This is a genomic window from Aeromonas sp. QDB17, assembly GCF_027705305.1.
In the GTDB taxonomy this organism is placed as follows: Bacteria; Pseudomonadota; Gammaproteobacteria; order Enterobacterales; family Aeromonadaceae; genus Aeromonas; species Aeromonas caviae.
In genome coordinates this window covers 102,166-116,949 of record NZ_JAPDBP010000014.1, presented here as the reverse complement: position 1 = coordinate 116,949, position 14,784 = coordinate 102,166, and the positions used below count along the sequence as shown (strand labels likewise).

Sequence of the window (14,784 nt, the reverse complement as noted above, 5' to 3'; positions counted from 1 at the left end):
TAGCGCCCGTAGCTCAGCTGGATAGAGTACCTGGCTACGAACCAGGTGGTCAGAGGTTCGAATCCTCTCGGGCGCACCATGTTTCAAGCAGTGCAACAATTTATGAGCGCCCGTAGCTCAGCTGGATAGAGTACCTGGCTACGAACCAGGTGGTCAGAGGTTCGAATCCTCTCGGGCGCACCATATTTCAAGCAGTGCAACAAGTTGTGAGCGCCCGTAGCTCAGCTGGATAGAGTACCTGGCTACGAACCAGGTGGTCAGAGGTTCGAATCCTCTCGGGCGCACCATACAGACAGCCTCGACGTCAGTCGGGGCTGTTTTTTTATGGGCGATTTCCTCCTCCCCATCATGGGGTTGTCTCTCTCGTGTCCTTCTCCCTGACGCCCCCACGGGGGACGGTTCCCCCTGGCTGCACGTGCCCCTGGGTAACCACTCTCCACGTATCTTGCCTGGCAGGCTGCTGACGCATCCCGTGGCCGTGCCTGTGGATCTGGGTGCCCTTACCATAACGCACTATGCTGTGCGGGGCTGGCGCCCTCTGGCGGCCTGCTGAGGCATTTGGCGGGCAATAAAAAAGGATGCCGCGGCATCCTTTCATGTCTTCGTGGAAAGAATCAGCTTTTCAGCCACTTGCGGATGCGGTTGGCATCCCCGACAGGGGTGCGTTTGCCCACCGAGTTGAGCAGTACGATGGCGAGCTCCTGACGATCCGGTTTGGCACGCATCAGCAGGCAGCGGCCCGCTTCGTCGGTATAGCCTGTCTTGGAGAGGCGTACATCCCAGTCCGGGTTCTTCACCAGCGGGTTGGTATTGTTGAACATCAGGCTGTAGGCCGGCTTGTGAAAGCGCATCTCCCTGCTGGTGTCCTGGGTGAATTCACGGATCAGCGGCTGTCGATAGGCCGCAGAGAGGAGCTTGGCCAGATCCTGGGCGGTGGAGACGTTGCGGGTGGAGAGACCGGTGGAGTCATAGTAGCGGGTGTTGCGCATGCCGAGCTGTCTGGCCTTGTTGTTCATGGCGCGGATGAAGGCCTGGCGACCCCCCGGGTAGTGGCGGGCAAGCGCCGAGGCCATGCGGTTCTCGGAGGACATCAGCGCCAGATGCAGGGCGTCGCGGCGGCTGACCTGGGTGCCCATGCGCACCCGTGAATAGGTGTGCTTGATGTTGTCCCTGTCGTTCTGATCAATGGTCAGGGTCTGATTGAGGTTCTGGCGGGCATCCAGCACCACCAGCGCCGTCATCAGCTTGGTGAGGGAGGCGATGGGGCGCACCCGGGTGGGGTTTTTCTGATACAGGGTCTTGCCGGTGTTGACGTCCATCACCAGGGCACTGCCCGATTTGAGCTGCAGCTTGGCCGGGTCGGGGGTCGCCAGGGCTGTCTGCGAACCCAGCAGTCCCATCAATCCACCTACCAGCGCGATTGCGCGAATCCAACACCCCATACAACCAACTCCATCCACAGCGAAAAAAGGCGCTAGATTCACTCATTTTTGCCCCTGCTTTACAAGAGCGAGCAGGGGGAATTCGCCACTATTTTCCATAAAAAAGGGCCGCCTGTGGGCGACCCTGTGGTTTGTCTCACTCTCTGGAGATGCCGGGCTTGCGTCTGCTCCACCAGCGCCAGACCAGAGCGATGAGGCCGCCCACCAGCAGCACGACCGGCAGGTAGAGAATGACGCTGAGAAATTGGGACTCATACTGCGCGGCCAGCTTGGTGTGGCTCAGGTAGTAACCCAGCCCGACCAGGGGGCAGATCCACATGATGGAGCTGATCAGGTTGACCACCAGGAAGCGCCCCTGGGGGATCTCGTTGGCGCCGACGATATAGGGGTAGGCGGTACGCACGAAGGCGATGTAGCGGGCGGTGATCAGGGTGATGATGCCGTACTTGTTGAGCAGGTAATGCACCTTCTCCTTGTGTTTGTCATCGAGGTGGGACATCAGCCTGTGATACATCCGGGTGTGGCCGAGGAAACGCCCCTGCATGTAGCCAAGCCAGGTACCGACGAAGGTCGCCATGATCAGCAGCGGGACCACCGCCATCGGCAACACCCCCTGATAGATCAGCACGCCGGTCAGGATCAGCAGGGTATCCCCTGGCAGGAAGGCGGTGGGGATAAAGCCATTCTCGAGCACCAGGAAGGTCAGCAGGACGACATAGACCATGAAGACCATCTTGGGATCAGAGAGTGTCGCCAGATCCTGATGCATAAAGGCGTGAGCCAGGTGGTAAAACTGCTCCATACATGCAAACTCCGCAGGTTAGCTGGGTTGGTCGGTCAAGGGCATGGCAAGTACCTTGTCGATGCGCAGGCCGTCCATATCCACGATTTCCAGTTGCCACTGTTCCAGGGTGACCAGGTCTCCGGTCTGGGGAAGGCGGCCAAGGAGCAGCATGATAAGCCCTCCAAGGGTGTGATAGTGATGTTTTTCTTCTTCCGGCAGACGAACCAGCTCCAGACAGTCCTTCAATTCTGGCAGTGGAATGAGGCCGTCGAGCAGCCAGCTGCCGTCGGCGCGCTGGAAGGCCCAGTTGTCCTCCCCATCTTCCTGCTGGAAGTCGCCGGCCAGGGTTTCCAGCAGATCCTGCTGGGTGACCAGCCCCTGCAGCTCGCCATATTCGTCCACCACCAGCACCATGTGCTCGGAGTGGGTACGGAAGTGGTTGAGCAGCTCCAGGCCGTTGAGGGTCTCCGGCAGCAGGCTGCCGTCCTGGGTCAGCGCCGCCAGATCGATGGGTTCTCCCTTGATGTAGGCGTGCAGCACCTTGCTGACGTTGAGGATGCCGACGAGATCCGACAGGCTGCCGTCACAGACAGGGAAGAAGCTGTGGCGATACTCCACCAGACGTTGGAGGTTCACTTCCAGCGGCAGTGACAGGTCCAGATAGCGGATGTCGCTGCGCGGCACCATCAGGGAGGCCAGGCTGCGTTCGTCGAGGCGGAACACGTTGCGCAACATAGTGTGCTCATGGTCCTCGATCACCCCCGCTTCGGAGCCCTCCACCAGCATGGCGTGGATCTCCTCCTGAGTGACGTTGTTGCTGCTGCGCTGATCGACCCGCAGCAGCCGCAGGCTGGCGTTGGTGGAGGCGGAGAGCAACCAGACGAAGGGACGGGTCAGGGTCGCCAGCCAGAGCATGGGGCGGGCTACCAGACAGGCGATGCGCTCGGCGCTGAGCTGTCCGAGGCGTTTGGGCACGAGCTCCCCTACCACGATGGAGAGATAGGTGACCAGCACGACCACGATGACGGTGGCGAGCAGGCTGCTGCTCTTGGGGGAGAGCCCCCACTCCTGCAGCCAGAGTGCGAAGGGCTGGGCCAGCAGGGACTCGCCATAGATACCGTTGAGCAGGCCGATGCTGGTGATGCCGATCTGTACGGCGGAGAGGAAATGGGTCGGATCTTCCCCGAGCTTGAGAGCGATGGCGGCGGAGCGGCTCCCTTCGCTCGCCATTTTGGCGAGGCGTGCCTTGCGTGCCGTCACGATGGCGATTTCCGACATGGCGAAGACGCCATTGAGCAAAATCAATCCAAACAGGATCAATATTTCCATACTGCAGCAGCACTCCCGATAGAAAAGACCGCTGGCAGTGTAATGAATTTGCGGGCTCTGCGCTTGTGAAAGGAGGTGATTTGGCTCGTGAATTTTTGAATATCGCCCCGGCGGGAGGGATAAAACTGCGGGGCAGGAGAGGGAGAACTGAACCCATGACATGAAAAAGCCCCCGATAAACGGGGGCTTGTCATGTTGCGCTGTAGCTTAGAGCGCGGCGATCTCGGCCTGCTGGGCTTCCAGCTTGGTCAGCTGGAGACGGTAATCTTCCAGCTTCTCGCGCTCCTTGATGATGACCGCTTCCGGCGCCTTGGCGACGAAGGCTTCGTTGCCGAGCTTGCCTTCGATGCGGCCGCACTCGCCCACCAGACGGGCCACCTCTTTGGCCAGACGGGCCAGCTCGGCTTCCTTGTCGATGAGACCGGCCATGGGGATCATCAGCTCGGTGGCACCGATCAATTTCTTGACCGACAGCGGGGCAGTTTCACCGTCCGCCAGTACGCGGATGGATTCCAGACGGGCCAGCGACTTGAGGAAGGCCTCGTTGTCAGCGGCGCGCTGGGCATCCTTGGCATCGCACTGGAGCAGCACGTTGAGGGGCACGCTCGGGGCCACGTTCATCTCGGCGCGGATGTTGCGGATGCTGACGATGAACTCCTTCACCCACTCCTGATCCGCCATCGCGGCGTCGTCCACCTTGGCTGCGTCGAATTCCGGGAAAGCCTGAATCATGATGGTGTCGGCGTGTACGCCGGCCAGCGGGGCGACCGATTTCCAGATGGTTTCGGTGATGAACGGGATGATCGGGTGTGCCAGGCGCAGCAGGGTCTCGAGGACGCTGACGAGGGTGTGGCGGGCAGCGCGCTGCTCGGCCTCGGAGCCCTTGGTCAGTACCGGCTTGGTCAGCTCCAGATACCAGTCACAGAACTGGTTCCAGATAAATTCGTACAAGACGCCTGCCGCGATGTCGAAGCGGTAGGTATCGAGGGCGGTGCGGAAGTCTCGGATGGCCACTTGCAGCTGGGACTGGATCCAGCGATCCGCCAGGCTGAACAGCATCTCGCCACCATTCCTTTGCGAAGAGAAGCCGCAATCCTGATCTTCGGTGTTCATCAGCACATAGCGGGAGGCGTTCCACAGCTTGTTGCAGAAGTTGTTGTAGCCATCCAGGCGCTTCATGTCCCAGTTGATGTCACGACCGGTGGAGGCGAGCGCCGCCAGGGTGAAGCGCATGGCGTCGGTGCCGTGGGCCTCGATCCCTTCCGGGAACTGCTTGGCGGTGCGCTTGGCGATCTTCTCGGCCATCTGCGGCCGCATCATGTTGCCGGTGCGCTTCTCCAGCAGGTCTTCCAGGGAGATGCCGTCGATCATGTCGAGGGGGTCCAGCACGTTGCCCATGGACTTGGACATCTTCTGGCCTTCTTCGTCACGGATGAGGCCGGTGATGTAGACGGTCTTGAACGGGACTTGCGGCTGGCCGTTCTCGTCCTTGATGAAGTGCATGGTCATCATGATCATCCGGGCAATCCAGAAGAAGATGATGTCGAAGCCGCTCATCAGCACGTCGGTCGGGTGGAAGGTCTTGAGCGCCTCGGTGTTGTTCGGCCAGCCCAGGGTGGAGAAGGTCCACAGGGCGGAGCTGAACCAGGTGTCGAGCACGTCTTCGTCCTGACGCAACACGGTCACGGACGGGATGCTGTGCTTGGCGCGCACTTCCTCTTCGTTGCGGCCCACGTAGACGTTGCCGGCATCGTCATACCAGGCCGGGATGCGGTGACCCCACCACAGCTGACGGGAGACGCACCAGTCCTGAATGTCCCGCATCCAGGAGAAGTACATGTTTTCGTACTGCTTGGGCACGAACTGGATGCGGCCATCTTCCACCGCCTCGATGGCGGTCTTGGCCATGGGGGCCACGCGCACGTACCACTGGTCGGTCAGCATGGGCTCGATGGGCACGCCGCCGCGATCGCCGTAAGGCTGTTGCAGCACATGATCCTTGATCTCAGCCAGGAGGCCCAGCTCGTCCAGCTTGGCGACGATGGCCTTGCGGGCGGCGAAGCGCTCCATCCCGGCGAACTCGGTCGGCAGGGCGGCGTCATAGGCGGTGCTGGGGTTGCCATTGGTATCGACCACTTCGGCCTCGGCACGCACGTGGGCGTCCAGGGTGAAGATGTTGATCATCGGCAGGTTGTGGCGCTTGCCCACTTCGTTGTCGTTGAAGTCGTGGGCCGGAGTGATCTTCACGCAGCCGGTGCCCTTTTCCATGTCGGCGTGTTCGTCGGCAACGATGGGGATCAGACGGTTCACCAGCGGCAGCAGGATGTGCTGGCCGATCAGCGCCTTGTAGCGGGGGTCTTCCGGGTTCACGGCCACGGCGGTATCACCCAGCATGGTTTCCGGACGGGTGGTGGCGACGATCAGGTGATCCTGGCCTTCGGCGGTCTTGGCGCCGTTGGCCAGCGGGTAGCGAAGGTGCCACATGTGGCCCTTGATTTCGCGGTTTTCCACTTCCAGGTCGGAGATGGCGGTGTTGAGCTTGGGATCCCAGTTCACCAGACGCTTGCCGCGGTACATCAGGCCGTCTTCGTACAAGCGCACGAACACTTCCTGGACGGCGGCGGAGAGGCCCTCATCCATGGTGAAGCGCTCGCGCTCCCAGTCCACGGAGTCACCCAGACGGCGCATCTGACGGGTGATGGTGCCACCGGACTCTTCCTTCCACTGCCAGATCTTGTCGATGAAGGCTTCCCGGCCGTAATCGTGGCGAGTCTTGCCCTCTTCTGCGGCGATCTTGCGCTCAACCACCATCTGGGTGGCGATACCGGCGTGGTCGGTACCCGCCTGCCACAGGGTGTTCTTGCCCTGCATGCGGTTGTAGCGGATCAGGGTGTCCATCAGGGTCTGCTGGAAGGCGTGACCCATGTGCAGGCTGCCGGTGACGTTCGGCGGCGGGATCATGATGCAGAAGGAATCTTTGCTGGTGTCGCCGTGGGGCTTGAAGTAACCCTGGGTTTCCCAGTGCTGATAGAGCGCCTGTTCGATGGCGTTGTGATTAAAAGTCTTTTCCATGGTCTCGCCGTATTCTGGATGGATGGATTCTGGTGTTGATTCGTCGTGGATCGAGGGTGGCACAGTCAGGGCTGCGCCGGATCCGGTGCGGCAAGGACGGGCTGATCCCTCATCTCGAGGGTATGGCCCGCCTGGCGATAGTGCTTGTAGCGCTCGCGGGCTTGCTGCTTTTGCGTTTCGTCAGTGGGGACAAAATCTACCACTTGAGCGAAGTGTCCTGCAAACAAAGGTGTCTGCCGGGCCAGGTTGATGAGGCAGGCATAGCGCCGCCGTGGCGGCTGATGGCCTATCTCCACCGGGGCCTGACCGCTCTCCCCCTGCAACTGGTGCGGCACGAAGCGATCGGGCGGCAACTGCCACAACAGCTCGTCCAGACGCAGGGCCTGGGCCTCGTCCTCGCACAGCAGATAGAGGTGACCTGCGCTCCAGCCATCGGCCGCAAGCTGGCAGGCGAGGCGCTCGACGGCGGAGGCATCCGCATCATCGGGCTGGCTCATCAGGTAAAAGGTCACTTGGCTCATCAGGTCGGTCCCGTTTGGCTGTGACGGACAGCGATTGGCCGTCTTCGGGAGCCGCGTCTGGCACGGACTTCCCGGATTCTCTCAATGAAACAAGGAAGAGGCAGGCCTCTTCCTTGTGATACAGGGTAACGCCTTCTCGCATCGCTCTTCGAGTCGATGGGGAAGGGGATCACTCCTTGTCTTCGACGTCCGCCACGCCGGCCCGGTTGAGCAGGAACTGGGTCAGCAGGGGCACAGGACGGCCGGTGGAGCCCTTCTCCTTGCCGCTCTTCCAGGCGGTCCCTGCGATATCCAGGTGGGCCCAGTTGTATTTCTTGGTGAAGCGCGACAGGAAGGCGGCGGCGGTGATGGTACCGGCCGGACGGCCACCGATGTTGGCCATGTCCGCGAACGGGCTTTCCAGCTGCTCCTGATACTCGTCGAACAGGGGCAGACGCCAGGCGCGATCGCCGGCCTGTTCGGAGGCGTTGAGCAGCTCGTGGGCCAGGGGGTTGTGGTTCGCCAAGAGGCCAGAGGTATGGTGGCCCAGGGCGATGATGCAGGCACCGGTCAGGGTCGCCACGTCGATCACGGTCTCGGGATCGTAGCGGTCCACATAGGTGAGGGCATCGCACAGCACCAGGCGGCCTTCGGCGTCGGTGTTGAGCACCTCGACGGTCTGGCCGGACATGGTAGTGAGGATGTCACCGGGGCGGTAGGCGTTGCCCCCCGGCATGTTCTCGCAGCCCGCCAGCACGCCGATGACGTTGATGGGCAGCTGCAACTGGGCCAGGGCGTGCATGGTGCCGAGCACGGAGGCGGCGCCACCCATGTCGTACTTCATCTCGTCCATGCCGTCTGCCGGCTTGATGGAGATGCCGCCGGAGTCGAAGGTCAGCCCCTTGCCCACCAGCACGATGGGCTTGGCGTCGGCGTTACCCTTGTACTCGATGATGGCCATCATGGCTTCGTTCTCGGAGCCGCGGGCCACTGCCAGGTAGGAGTTCATGCCGAGCTCGGCCATCTCCTGCTCCCCCACCACCCTGGTGGTGATGTTGTCATAGGCATCCGCCAGACGACGGGCCTGGGAGGCGAGGTAGGCGGGATTGCAGACGTTGGGCGGCATGTTCGCCACGTCGCGGCAGATGCGCACCCCTTTCGCCACGGCCAGGCCGTGGTTGATGGCGCGCTCGCCTATGGTCAGTTCCCGACGCGTCGGCACGTTGAAGACCAGCTTGCGCAACGGACGGCGCGGTTCGGCCTTGTTGGTCTTGAACTGATCGAAGCTGTAGAGGCCCGCCTTGGTGGTTTCCACCGCCTGACGCACCTTCCAGTAGGTATCCCGACCCTTGACGTGCAGCTCGGTCAGGAAGCAGACCGCTTCCATGGAGCCGGTTTCGTTCAGGGTGGTGATGGTCTTGTTGATGATCTGCTTGTACTGGCGCTCGTCGAGTTCGCGCTCCTTGCCGCACCCGACCAGCAGTACGCGCTCGCTGAGCACGCCCGGTACTTGATGCAGCAGCAGCATCTGGCCCGGTTTCCCTTCCAGGTCGCCACGGCGCAGCAGCGAGCTGAGGTAGCCGTCGCTGATCTTGTCCAGCTGTTCGGCAACCGGAGAGAGGCGGCGGGGCTCAAAAACGCCGACCACGACGCAGGCACTGCGTTGCTTCTCAGGACTGCCACTCTTTACACTGAACTCCATGGAATCTCCTACATCCTAAAGACAAAAGGCACCATTTATTGAATAATGCGGTGCTTGTTGGGGTATCAGAGGCGGAGCGAACAGTCACAGGCTCCGCAGTTCAAACTGGTAAAAATCCAATATAGGGCCCTATTTTTCAGGCATTCGACTAAAAACACAAGTTTACTTGGGAATGACTGTGATCGTTTTCCGATATTTGTTCAGGGAGACCCTGAAAACCCAGCTGGCGGTGCTGTTCGTGCTGCTGCTTATCTTCGTCAGCCAGCAATTTATCCAGATCATTGGCGATGCCGCCGATGGTGAGGTGCCGACGCGCCTGGTATCCACCCTCCTGCTGCTCAACCTGCCGAATATGGCGTTGTTGATGCTGCCTATCAGTCTGTTTTTAGCCATTCTGTTTGCTCACGGCCGTTTGTACGCGGAAAGCGAGATGACGGTGATGCACGCGGTGGGTTTCAGTCACCGTTTCATCATGGGCAGCGCCCTGGTGCTGGCCCTGCTGACCGCCGCCGTCGCGGCGTTCAACACCGGCTGGGTCGCCCCCCAGGCCAAGGAGCGGGAGTACCAGGTGATCGACGAGTTCAAGGCCGATCCCGGTATCTCTTTCCTGCAGGCCGGCCGCTTCATGGAGCTCGACAAGGGGCGCCTGGTGGCCTACATCCAGGATCTGAACGACAAGGGGTCGGAGTTGCAGAAAATCTTCGTGCTGCAACGGGCCGAGGGGGGCTCACCCCCGTCAGTGGTGGTGGCCAACGAGGGGCAGGTGACCGCCGACAGCAACGGCTTGCAGTGGCTGACCCTGAAGGATGGCTCGCGCTACGAGGGGCATTTCACCGGCAAGCAGTTCCAGGTCTCTGAGTTTCGTGAATACAGCCTAGTGATCCGCCAGCAGGAGATGGAGCGATCCAACCGCAAGGCGGCGGCCAAGCCGACCCTGGCATTGCTCGGCACCCAGGACAACCAGCTGATGGCCGAATTGCAGTGGCGCCTGTCGCTGCCCCTCTCCATCCTGGTGCTCACCTTCCTGGTGGTGCCGATGGCGCGGGTCAATCCCCGTCAGGGGCGTTACGCCAAGCTGCTGCCGGCCATCCTGCTCTATCTCTCCTATTTCCTGCTGCTCAGTGCCGCCCGGTCGGCCATCGACAGCGGGCGTCTGCCCCACTGGCCCGGGATGTTCCTGGTGCCCCTGGTCTATCTGCTGCTGATAGGGTTGCCTCTCAACCTGCAGGGCACCAGCTGGTGGAACGGTGTCAAAGGGCAATTGTTCAAGAGAAAGTCAGCATGATGCTGCAACCTGGGAGTCTCTGCTGATGTTCGGCATTCTCGATAGATACATAGGCAGGGTCATCTTCATGTCGATCCTGCTGTGCGAGCTGACCCTGGTCGGGCTGGCCGCGCTCATCAAGTACGTGGAGCAGTTGAAGGCGGTCGGGGAAGGCAACTACGACATGCTCAACGCCCTCTACTACGTGCTGCTCTCCATGCCCAAGGAGGCGGTGCTCTTCTTCCCCCTGGCGGCCCTGCTCGGTGGCCTCATCGGTCTGGGCCAGCTCGCGACCAGCTCCGAGCTGGTGGTGATGCAGGCGGCGGGACGCTCCAAGATCAGCATCGTCATGGCGGCGCTCAAGACCGCCATTCCCCTGATGCTGCTGGTGGGGCTGATGGGCGAGTACGTCGCACCGGCCGCCAAGCGGATGGCGGATGACATCAAGGCGGGGGCCATGTCGGAAGGGCGGCTTACGGTCTCGGCCTACGGGGTCTGGGCACGGGATGGCAACAACTTCGTCAACATCAACGGGGTGCGCAATGATGGCGCCCTGACCGGTATCACCCTCTACCGCTTCACTCCGTCCCGCAACCTGATCGACGTGGTGCAGGCGAAGGAGGGGGTGTTCGAGGATCACCACTGGCTGCTGAAACAGGTGCACATCACCCGGTTTGACGATCCCACCCGGATCCAGGACGAACAGCATGCCCAGATGGCCTGGCAATCCGAGCTGACCCCCAAGCAGCTCGGGGTGGTCAGCATCGATCCCGAGAACCTGCCCATCTCGGGGCTGCGGGACTACATCGGTTATCTGGATGCCAACAAGCAGGATGCCGGACGCTACAAGCTGGAGATGTGGCGCAAGCTGCTCTCACCGCTCTCCGTGGTGGCCATGATACTGCTCGCCTCCTCCTTCATCTTCGGCCCGCTGCGTTCGGTGAGCATGGGGGCGCGGATGCTGATGGGGATCATGACCGGCTTCGCGGTCTATGTGAGCGACAGGGTGTTCGGCCCGGTCAGCCTGGTCTATGCGGTCCCGCCCATCCTCGCGGCCATCGCACCCAGCCTGCTGTTTGGCGGCATCTCCTTCTATATCCTGAGCCGCAAGCAGTAGCGGCCTGAAGGACGGCGGGCTGCTGACAACAGGCGGCCATTGCTCTCGATGCACCGTTTCCGTCAAGGTTCTGGGCTGCAAGCCGTCAGTTCTGGTCAACAAAAAGGGCACCTCGGGGTGCCCTTTTTCGTTGCCGTCTTGGGATCAGCGATTGAGCTGCTCCAGGTTTTCCGTCTTGCCAAGCACCACCACCTCGCACTCGGCCCAGATGTCCTGGAAGGCGCGGGGGCGGGCGCGATTGAACACACACAGCAGGTTGCCCAGGCCAAAGGCCGAGGTGGCGAGCCGGATCAGGGCCTGGGTGACGCGAATGTTGCTGCCGTCCAGGTTCTGGATGCGTAGGCGCCAGGCCCGCATGCCGATGGTCTGGCCGGCGCGGACCCAGAACCAGGTGTAGAAACCGCAGATCACGAAGGCCAGCCAGGCGCTGTAGAGGGGGCTGGTGAGCAGCCAGGCGGCATCCTTGCCCTCGGGGACGCTCGCCATGCCGGTGGCCAGCAGCAGGTGGGCCACCCCCATGCCGATGAAGCCGGCGATGATCAGCAGGGCAATCACCACCAGATAGTCATAGAGCAGGGCGCCGAGACGGCGCAGCAGACCGGCGGACGGATGCCGGGGAGCAGGCTGGAGAGGGGTGGGGGTCTTGCGCTTGGCCATGATGATTATTCCATTAATATGATGCGGGCATTCTATGTAACTGGCCTGGCATCGGCAAGGCGTTGAATAAATGAGCAAACAACGGTGGGCGCAAGAAAAACACCTTGCATGGCCAAGCGCCATTCGTATAATCCCTCGCAGCTGCCCGGGTGGCGAAATCGGTAGACGCAGCGGATTCAAAATCCGCCGTAGCAATACGTGTCGGTTCGAGTCCGACCCCGGGCACCATCAGATTCCATGACAAAAGGCCATCCTCGCGGATGGCCTTTTGTTTTTCCGGGCGGTGCGAAGAGGTGTACCCTCAGACCCTCAGACCCTCAGACCCTCAGACCCTCAGACCCTCAGACCCTCAGCCCTTCAGACCCTCAGCCCTTCAGACCCACAGGCTGTCAGGCCATCAGCCTCTCGGACTGCCATCCCCTCAGTCGATATTCTGTGCGATGCGCCACAGCACGCCGGCGGGATCGTACAGACAGAACTCCTTCATGCGCCACGGCTGGGTGACGAGCTCCGTGATCCGGACGCCGTAGCGGGCGGCGACCTGGCTCGCCTCCACTTGGGCCTGCCAGGCGGCCACGTCCTCCACCAGGAGGTGCATCATGAGCTGCTCGGCCAGCCCCGGGGGGTTGCCATCCTGCAGCAGGAAGCTTGCGTTGCCGAGATGAAAATAGGCCACGCCGTCGCCATCGGAGGCCAGGGTAAAGCCGAGATCCTGATAGAACTGCTTTGACAGCGGGAAATCCCGGGCAGGCACGAACGCCTTGATTTCGGTCACGTTGAGATTGGGCATGGGCTCCTCGCGGCGCTGGGAACAGGGGAAGATGGCTTGCCAGTATGACCGGGCATTTCGGGGCAAGCCAGACGAATGGCGCGCGTTTGCACTCTTTTCGTGCTTGTGCCCCTCGGGTGGGGGGATATTGGCCGTCAGCCTCATTTGATTTCACCATGGTATGGCCCATTTCATTTATTTCATAAATACCTTAGCGGGATAGATAAGCCTGCCAGGGTGACATCACCACGGGTTCGCCCCGTCATTGTGAAGCGATTGGGTCATCCTGGTGCATTTTCCCGGCAATGCACAGCCAAAGTGCGATTTTCCCCCTGTAACCGGGCATCGTGCGCCAAGATGGTGCGTGTTGAATGTGATAAAAACATAACGCCATGAAATAAAAGGATTATTTTTCTTGGCCTGCTTTATGCTTTCCCCATGTCATGTCGCCATGATGTCTCCGTGAGCCACACAGGTGCGGTGGGCAGGTGGCCAGGTTGGAAATGCATATCAGGAAATGGACCCGGATGCCGGGACGACAAGGAGAGGGCTGTATGTTCAAGAGACTCGTAATGACTGGCCTGCTGGCGCTGGCCGCCACCATGGCCGCCCCGGGCTGGGCCGAAGAGGTGGCCGCGCAGGCCGATGTGGTACAGGCGGCCGCGACCGTGACCATCAACAAGGGGGACAATACCTGGCTGATGGTGGCGGCGGCCCTGGTGATCCTGATGTCCGTGCCGGGCCTCGCCCTCTTCTACGGCGGCCTGGTGCGCGCCAAGAACATGCTGAGCGTGCTGATGCAGGTGTTCACCTTGTTCTGCCTCATCACCGTCCTCTGGGTGGTCTACGGCTACTCCCTGGCCTTCACCGAGGGCGGCGCCTTCTACGGCTCCTTCGACAAGGTGCTGTTGATGGGGGTGACGCCGGATTCCATCGCCGCCACCTTCAGCAAGGGGGTCGGGATCAGCGAGTTCATCTACGTGGTGTTCCAGGGCGCCTTTGCCGCCATCACCTGCGGGCTCATCGTCGGCGGCTTTGCCGAGCGGATGAAGTTCTCGGCGGTGCTGCTGTTCGCGGTGATCTGGTTCACCTTCGCCTATATCCCGATGGCGCACATGGTGTGGTACTGGGCGGGTCCGGATGCCTACACGGATGCGGCGGCCGCCGAAGCGGCCGGTGCCACCGCAGGCTATCTGTTCCAGCACGGCGCTCTGGACTTCGCCGGCGGCACAGTGGTGCACATCAACGCCGCGGTGGCCGGTCTGGTTGGGGCCTTCATGGTGGGCAAACGGGTTGGCTATGGCCGTGACCCCATGACCCCCCACAGCCTGACCATGACCATGATCGGTGCCGCCCTGCTCTGGTTCGGCTGGTTCGGCTTCAACGCTGGCTCCTCCCTCGAAGCCAACGGCACGGCGGCCCTGGCCTTCGCCAACACCTGGATCGCACCGGCCGCTGCCGCCCTCTCCTGGACCTTCGCCGAGTGGGCGATGAAGGGCCGTCCCTCCCTGCTTGGCGCTGTCTCCGGTGCGGTGGCGGGTCTGGTCGCCATCACCCCTGCCGCCGGTTTCGTCGGTGTGGGGGGGGCCCTCATCATCGGCCTGCTTAGCGGGGTGGCCGGTCTGTGGGGCGTGCACGGTCTCAAGCGTCTGCTGGGGGCCGATGACAGCCTGGACGTGTTCGGCCTGCACGGGGTGTGCGGGATCCTGGGTGCCGTGCTGACTGGGGTGTTCGCCAGCCCGGATCTGGGCGGCACCGGCGTGTGGGACTATGTGACCAACCAGGTGGCCGAGGGATACTCCATCCTGGCCCAGGTCAAGGTACAGGTCATCGGCGTGGGGGTGACCGTGGTCTGGACCGCCCTGGTCTCGGCCGTGGCCTACAAGCTGGTGGACCTGCTGATCGGTCTGCGGGTGAAGGAAGATGCCGAGCGCGAAGGGCTGGACGTGACCAGCCACGGCGAGAAAGCCTACAGCCATTGATCCTGCTGCCATGAATGTCATACCGCCGGCCCCGTCCGGCGGTTTTTTTATTGGGGCGAGGTGGCCAGGCTGCCCGGACCGGGCCGCTGGTGGCCGGGGTCGCTATTTGTGTTTGCAGGGTCTTTTATGCCTGCATTTTGGGCGGATCTCCGCTAAACTCTGCCAC

At 61.8% G+C, this 14,784-nt stretch carries 11 protein-coding genes and 4 tRNA genes; 7 read left to right on the top strand and 8 right to left on the bottom strand.

Annotated features, from left to right (window positions below; translation table 11 throughout):
- Window positions 1-2: 2 nt before the first annotated feature.
- From OKC41_RS13320 to OKC41_RS13310, 3 genes are all read left to right on the top strand, one after another.
- Window positions 3-79, top strand: a tRNA-Arg gene (locus OKC41_RS13320).
- 27 nt (window positions 80-106) lie between these two features.
- Window positions 107-183: transfer RNA gene (locus OKC41_RS13315), tRNA-Arg, on the top strand.
- Between the two features lie 27 nt (window positions 184-210).
- Window positions 211-287, top strand: a tRNA-Arg gene (locus OKC41_RS13310).
- 327 nt (window positions 288-614) lie between these two features.
- On the opposite strand, the gene pbpG is transcribed toward OKC41_RS13310, so the two are convergent.
- From pbpG to pepA, 6 genes are all read right to left on the bottom strand, one after another.
- A complete protein-coding gene (gene pbpG / locus OKC41_RS13305; RefSeq protein WP_029313722.1) occupies window positions 615-1,442 on the bottom strand; it encodes a D-alanyl-D-alanine endopeptidase in 828 nt (275 codons plus the stop codon).
- A gap of 136 nt (window positions 1,443-1,578) precedes the next feature.
- On the bottom strand, window positions 1,579-2,244 hold the full coding sequence (locus OKC41_RS13300) for a DedA family protein (protein ID WP_119197022.1): 666 nt from the start codon (window positions 2,242-2,244) through the stop codon (window positions 1,579-1,581).
- An 18-nt stretch (window positions 2,245-2,262) separates the two neighbouring features.
- Window positions 2,263-3,555 carry a hemolysin family protein gene (locus tag OKC41_RS13295; protein ID WP_029313724.1) on the bottom strand — a complete coding sequence of 431 codons (1,293 nt, stop codon included), beginning with the start codon at window positions 3,553-3,555 and terminating at the stop codon, window positions 2,263-2,265.
- A gap of 207 nt (window positions 3,556-3,762) precedes the next feature.
- Entirely contained in the window at window positions 3,763-6,627 is a 2,865-nt protein-coding gene (locus OKC41_RS13290; protein ID WP_270672077.1) for a valine--tRNA ligase, read from the bottom strand.
- 65 nt (window positions 6,628-6,692) lie between these two features.
- The gene (locus OKC41_RS13285; RefSeq protein ID WP_010672959.1) at window positions 6,693-7,148 is read right to left on the bottom strand and encodes a DNA polymerase III subunit chi; all 456 of its coding nucleotides are present in this window, start codon (window positions 7,146-7,148) and stop codon (window positions 6,693-6,695) included.
- Window positions 7,149-7,317: 169 nt separating this feature from the next.
- Complete coding sequence (gene pepA, locus OKC41_RS13280) at window positions 7,318-8,829, bottom strand: leucyl aminopeptidase (RefSeq protein WP_010672960.1); 1,512 nt, start codon at window positions 8,827-8,829, stop codon at window positions 7,318-7,320.
- Window positions 8,830-9,001: 172 nt separating this feature from the next.
- Here pepA and lptF point away from each other — a divergent pair, with 172 nt between their 5' ends.
- Entirely contained in the window at window positions 9,002-10,114 is a 1,113-nt protein-coding gene (gene lptF / locus OKC41_RS13275; protein WP_029313726.1) for an LPS export ABC transporter permease LptF, read from the top strand.
- A gap of 25 nt (window positions 10,115-10,139) precedes the next feature.
- Entirely contained in the window at window positions 10,140-11,210 is a 1,071-nt protein-coding gene (gene lptG / locus OKC41_RS13270; RefSeq protein ID WP_041210919.1) for an LPS export ABC transporter permease LptG, read from the top strand.
- Between the two features lie 144 nt (window positions 11,211-11,354).
- Here the strand turns inward: lptG and OKC41_RS13265 are convergent, their stop codons facing one another.
- Window positions 11,355-11,867 carry an RDD family protein gene (locus OKC41_RS13265; RefSeq protein ID WP_043154146.1) on the bottom strand — a complete coding sequence of 171 codons (513 nt, stop codon included), beginning with the start codon at window positions 11,865-11,867 and terminating at the stop codon, window positions 11,355-11,357.
- A gap of 143 nt (window positions 11,868-12,010) precedes the next feature.
- Here OKC41_RS13265 and OKC41_RS13260 point away from each other — a divergent pair.
- Window positions 12,011-12,095: transfer RNA gene (locus OKC41_RS13260), tRNA-Leu, on the top strand.
- 193 nt (window positions 12,096-12,288) lie between these two features.
- On the opposite strand, the gene OKC41_RS13255 is transcribed toward OKC41_RS13260, so the two are convergent.
- The gene (locus tag OKC41_RS13255) at window positions 12,289-12,657 is read right to left on the bottom strand and encodes a VOC family protein (protein ID WP_201895066.1); all 369 of its coding nucleotides are present in this window, start codon (window positions 12,655-12,657) and stop codon (window positions 12,289-12,291) included.
- A 533-nt stretch (window positions 12,658-13,190) separates the two neighbouring features.
- Here OKC41_RS13255 and amt point away from each other — a divergent pair.
- On the top strand, window positions 13,191-14,618 hold the full coding sequence (amt, locus tag OKC41_RS13250; RefSeq protein WP_010673021.1) for an ammonium transporter: 1,428 nt from the start codon (window positions 13,191-13,193) through the stop codon (window positions 14,616-14,618).
- The last annotated feature ends 166 nt before the right edge of the window (window positions 14,619-14,784 follow it).

Excerpts from the sequence above, each read along its gene's own strand:
- OKC41_RS13285 (WP_010672959.1), bottom strand. The coding sequence starts at position 7,148 with ATGAGCCAAGTGACCTTTTACCTGATGAGCCAGCCCGATGATGCGGAT.
- pepA (WP_010672960.1), bottom strand. The coding sequence starts at position 8,829 with ATGGAGTTCAGTGTAAAGAGTGGCAGTCCTGAGAAGCAACGCAGTGCC.
- OKC41_RS13300 (WP_119197022.1), bottom strand. The coding sequence starts at position 2,244 with ATGGAGCAGTTTTACCACCTGGCTCACGCCTTTATGCATCAGGATCTG.
- lptG (WP_041210919.1), top strand. The coding sequence starts at position 10,140 with ATGTTCGGCATTCTCGATAGATACATAGGCAGGGTCATCTTCATGTCG.
- pbpG (WP_029313722.1), bottom strand. The coding sequence starts at position 1,442 with ATGGGGTGTTGGATTCGCGCAATCGCGCTGGTAGGTGGATTGATGGGA.
- lptF (WP_029313726.1), top strand. The coding sequence starts at position 9,002 with ATGACTGTGATCGTTTTCCGATATTTGTTCAGGGAGACCCTGAAAACC.
- OKC41_RS13265 (WP_043154146.1), bottom strand. The coding sequence starts at position 11,867 with ATGGCCAAGCGCAAGACCCCCACCCCTCTCCAGCCTGCTCCCCGGCAT.
- OKC41_RS13255 (WP_201895066.1), bottom strand. The coding sequence starts at position 12,657 with ATGCCCAATCTCAACGTGACCGAAATCAAGGCGTTCGTGCCTGCCCGG.
- amt (WP_010673021.1), top strand. The coding sequence starts at position 13,191 with ATGTTCAAGAGACTCGTAATGACTGGCCTGCTGGCGCTGGCCGCCACC.
- OKC41_RS13290 (WP_270672077.1), bottom strand. The coding sequence starts at position 6,627 with ATGGAAAAGACTTTTAATCACAACGCCATCGAACAGGCGCTCTATCAG.
- OKC41_RS13295 (WP_029313724.1), bottom strand. The coding sequence starts at position 3,555 with ATGGAAATATTGATCCTGTTTGGATTGATTTTGCTCAATGGCGTCTTC.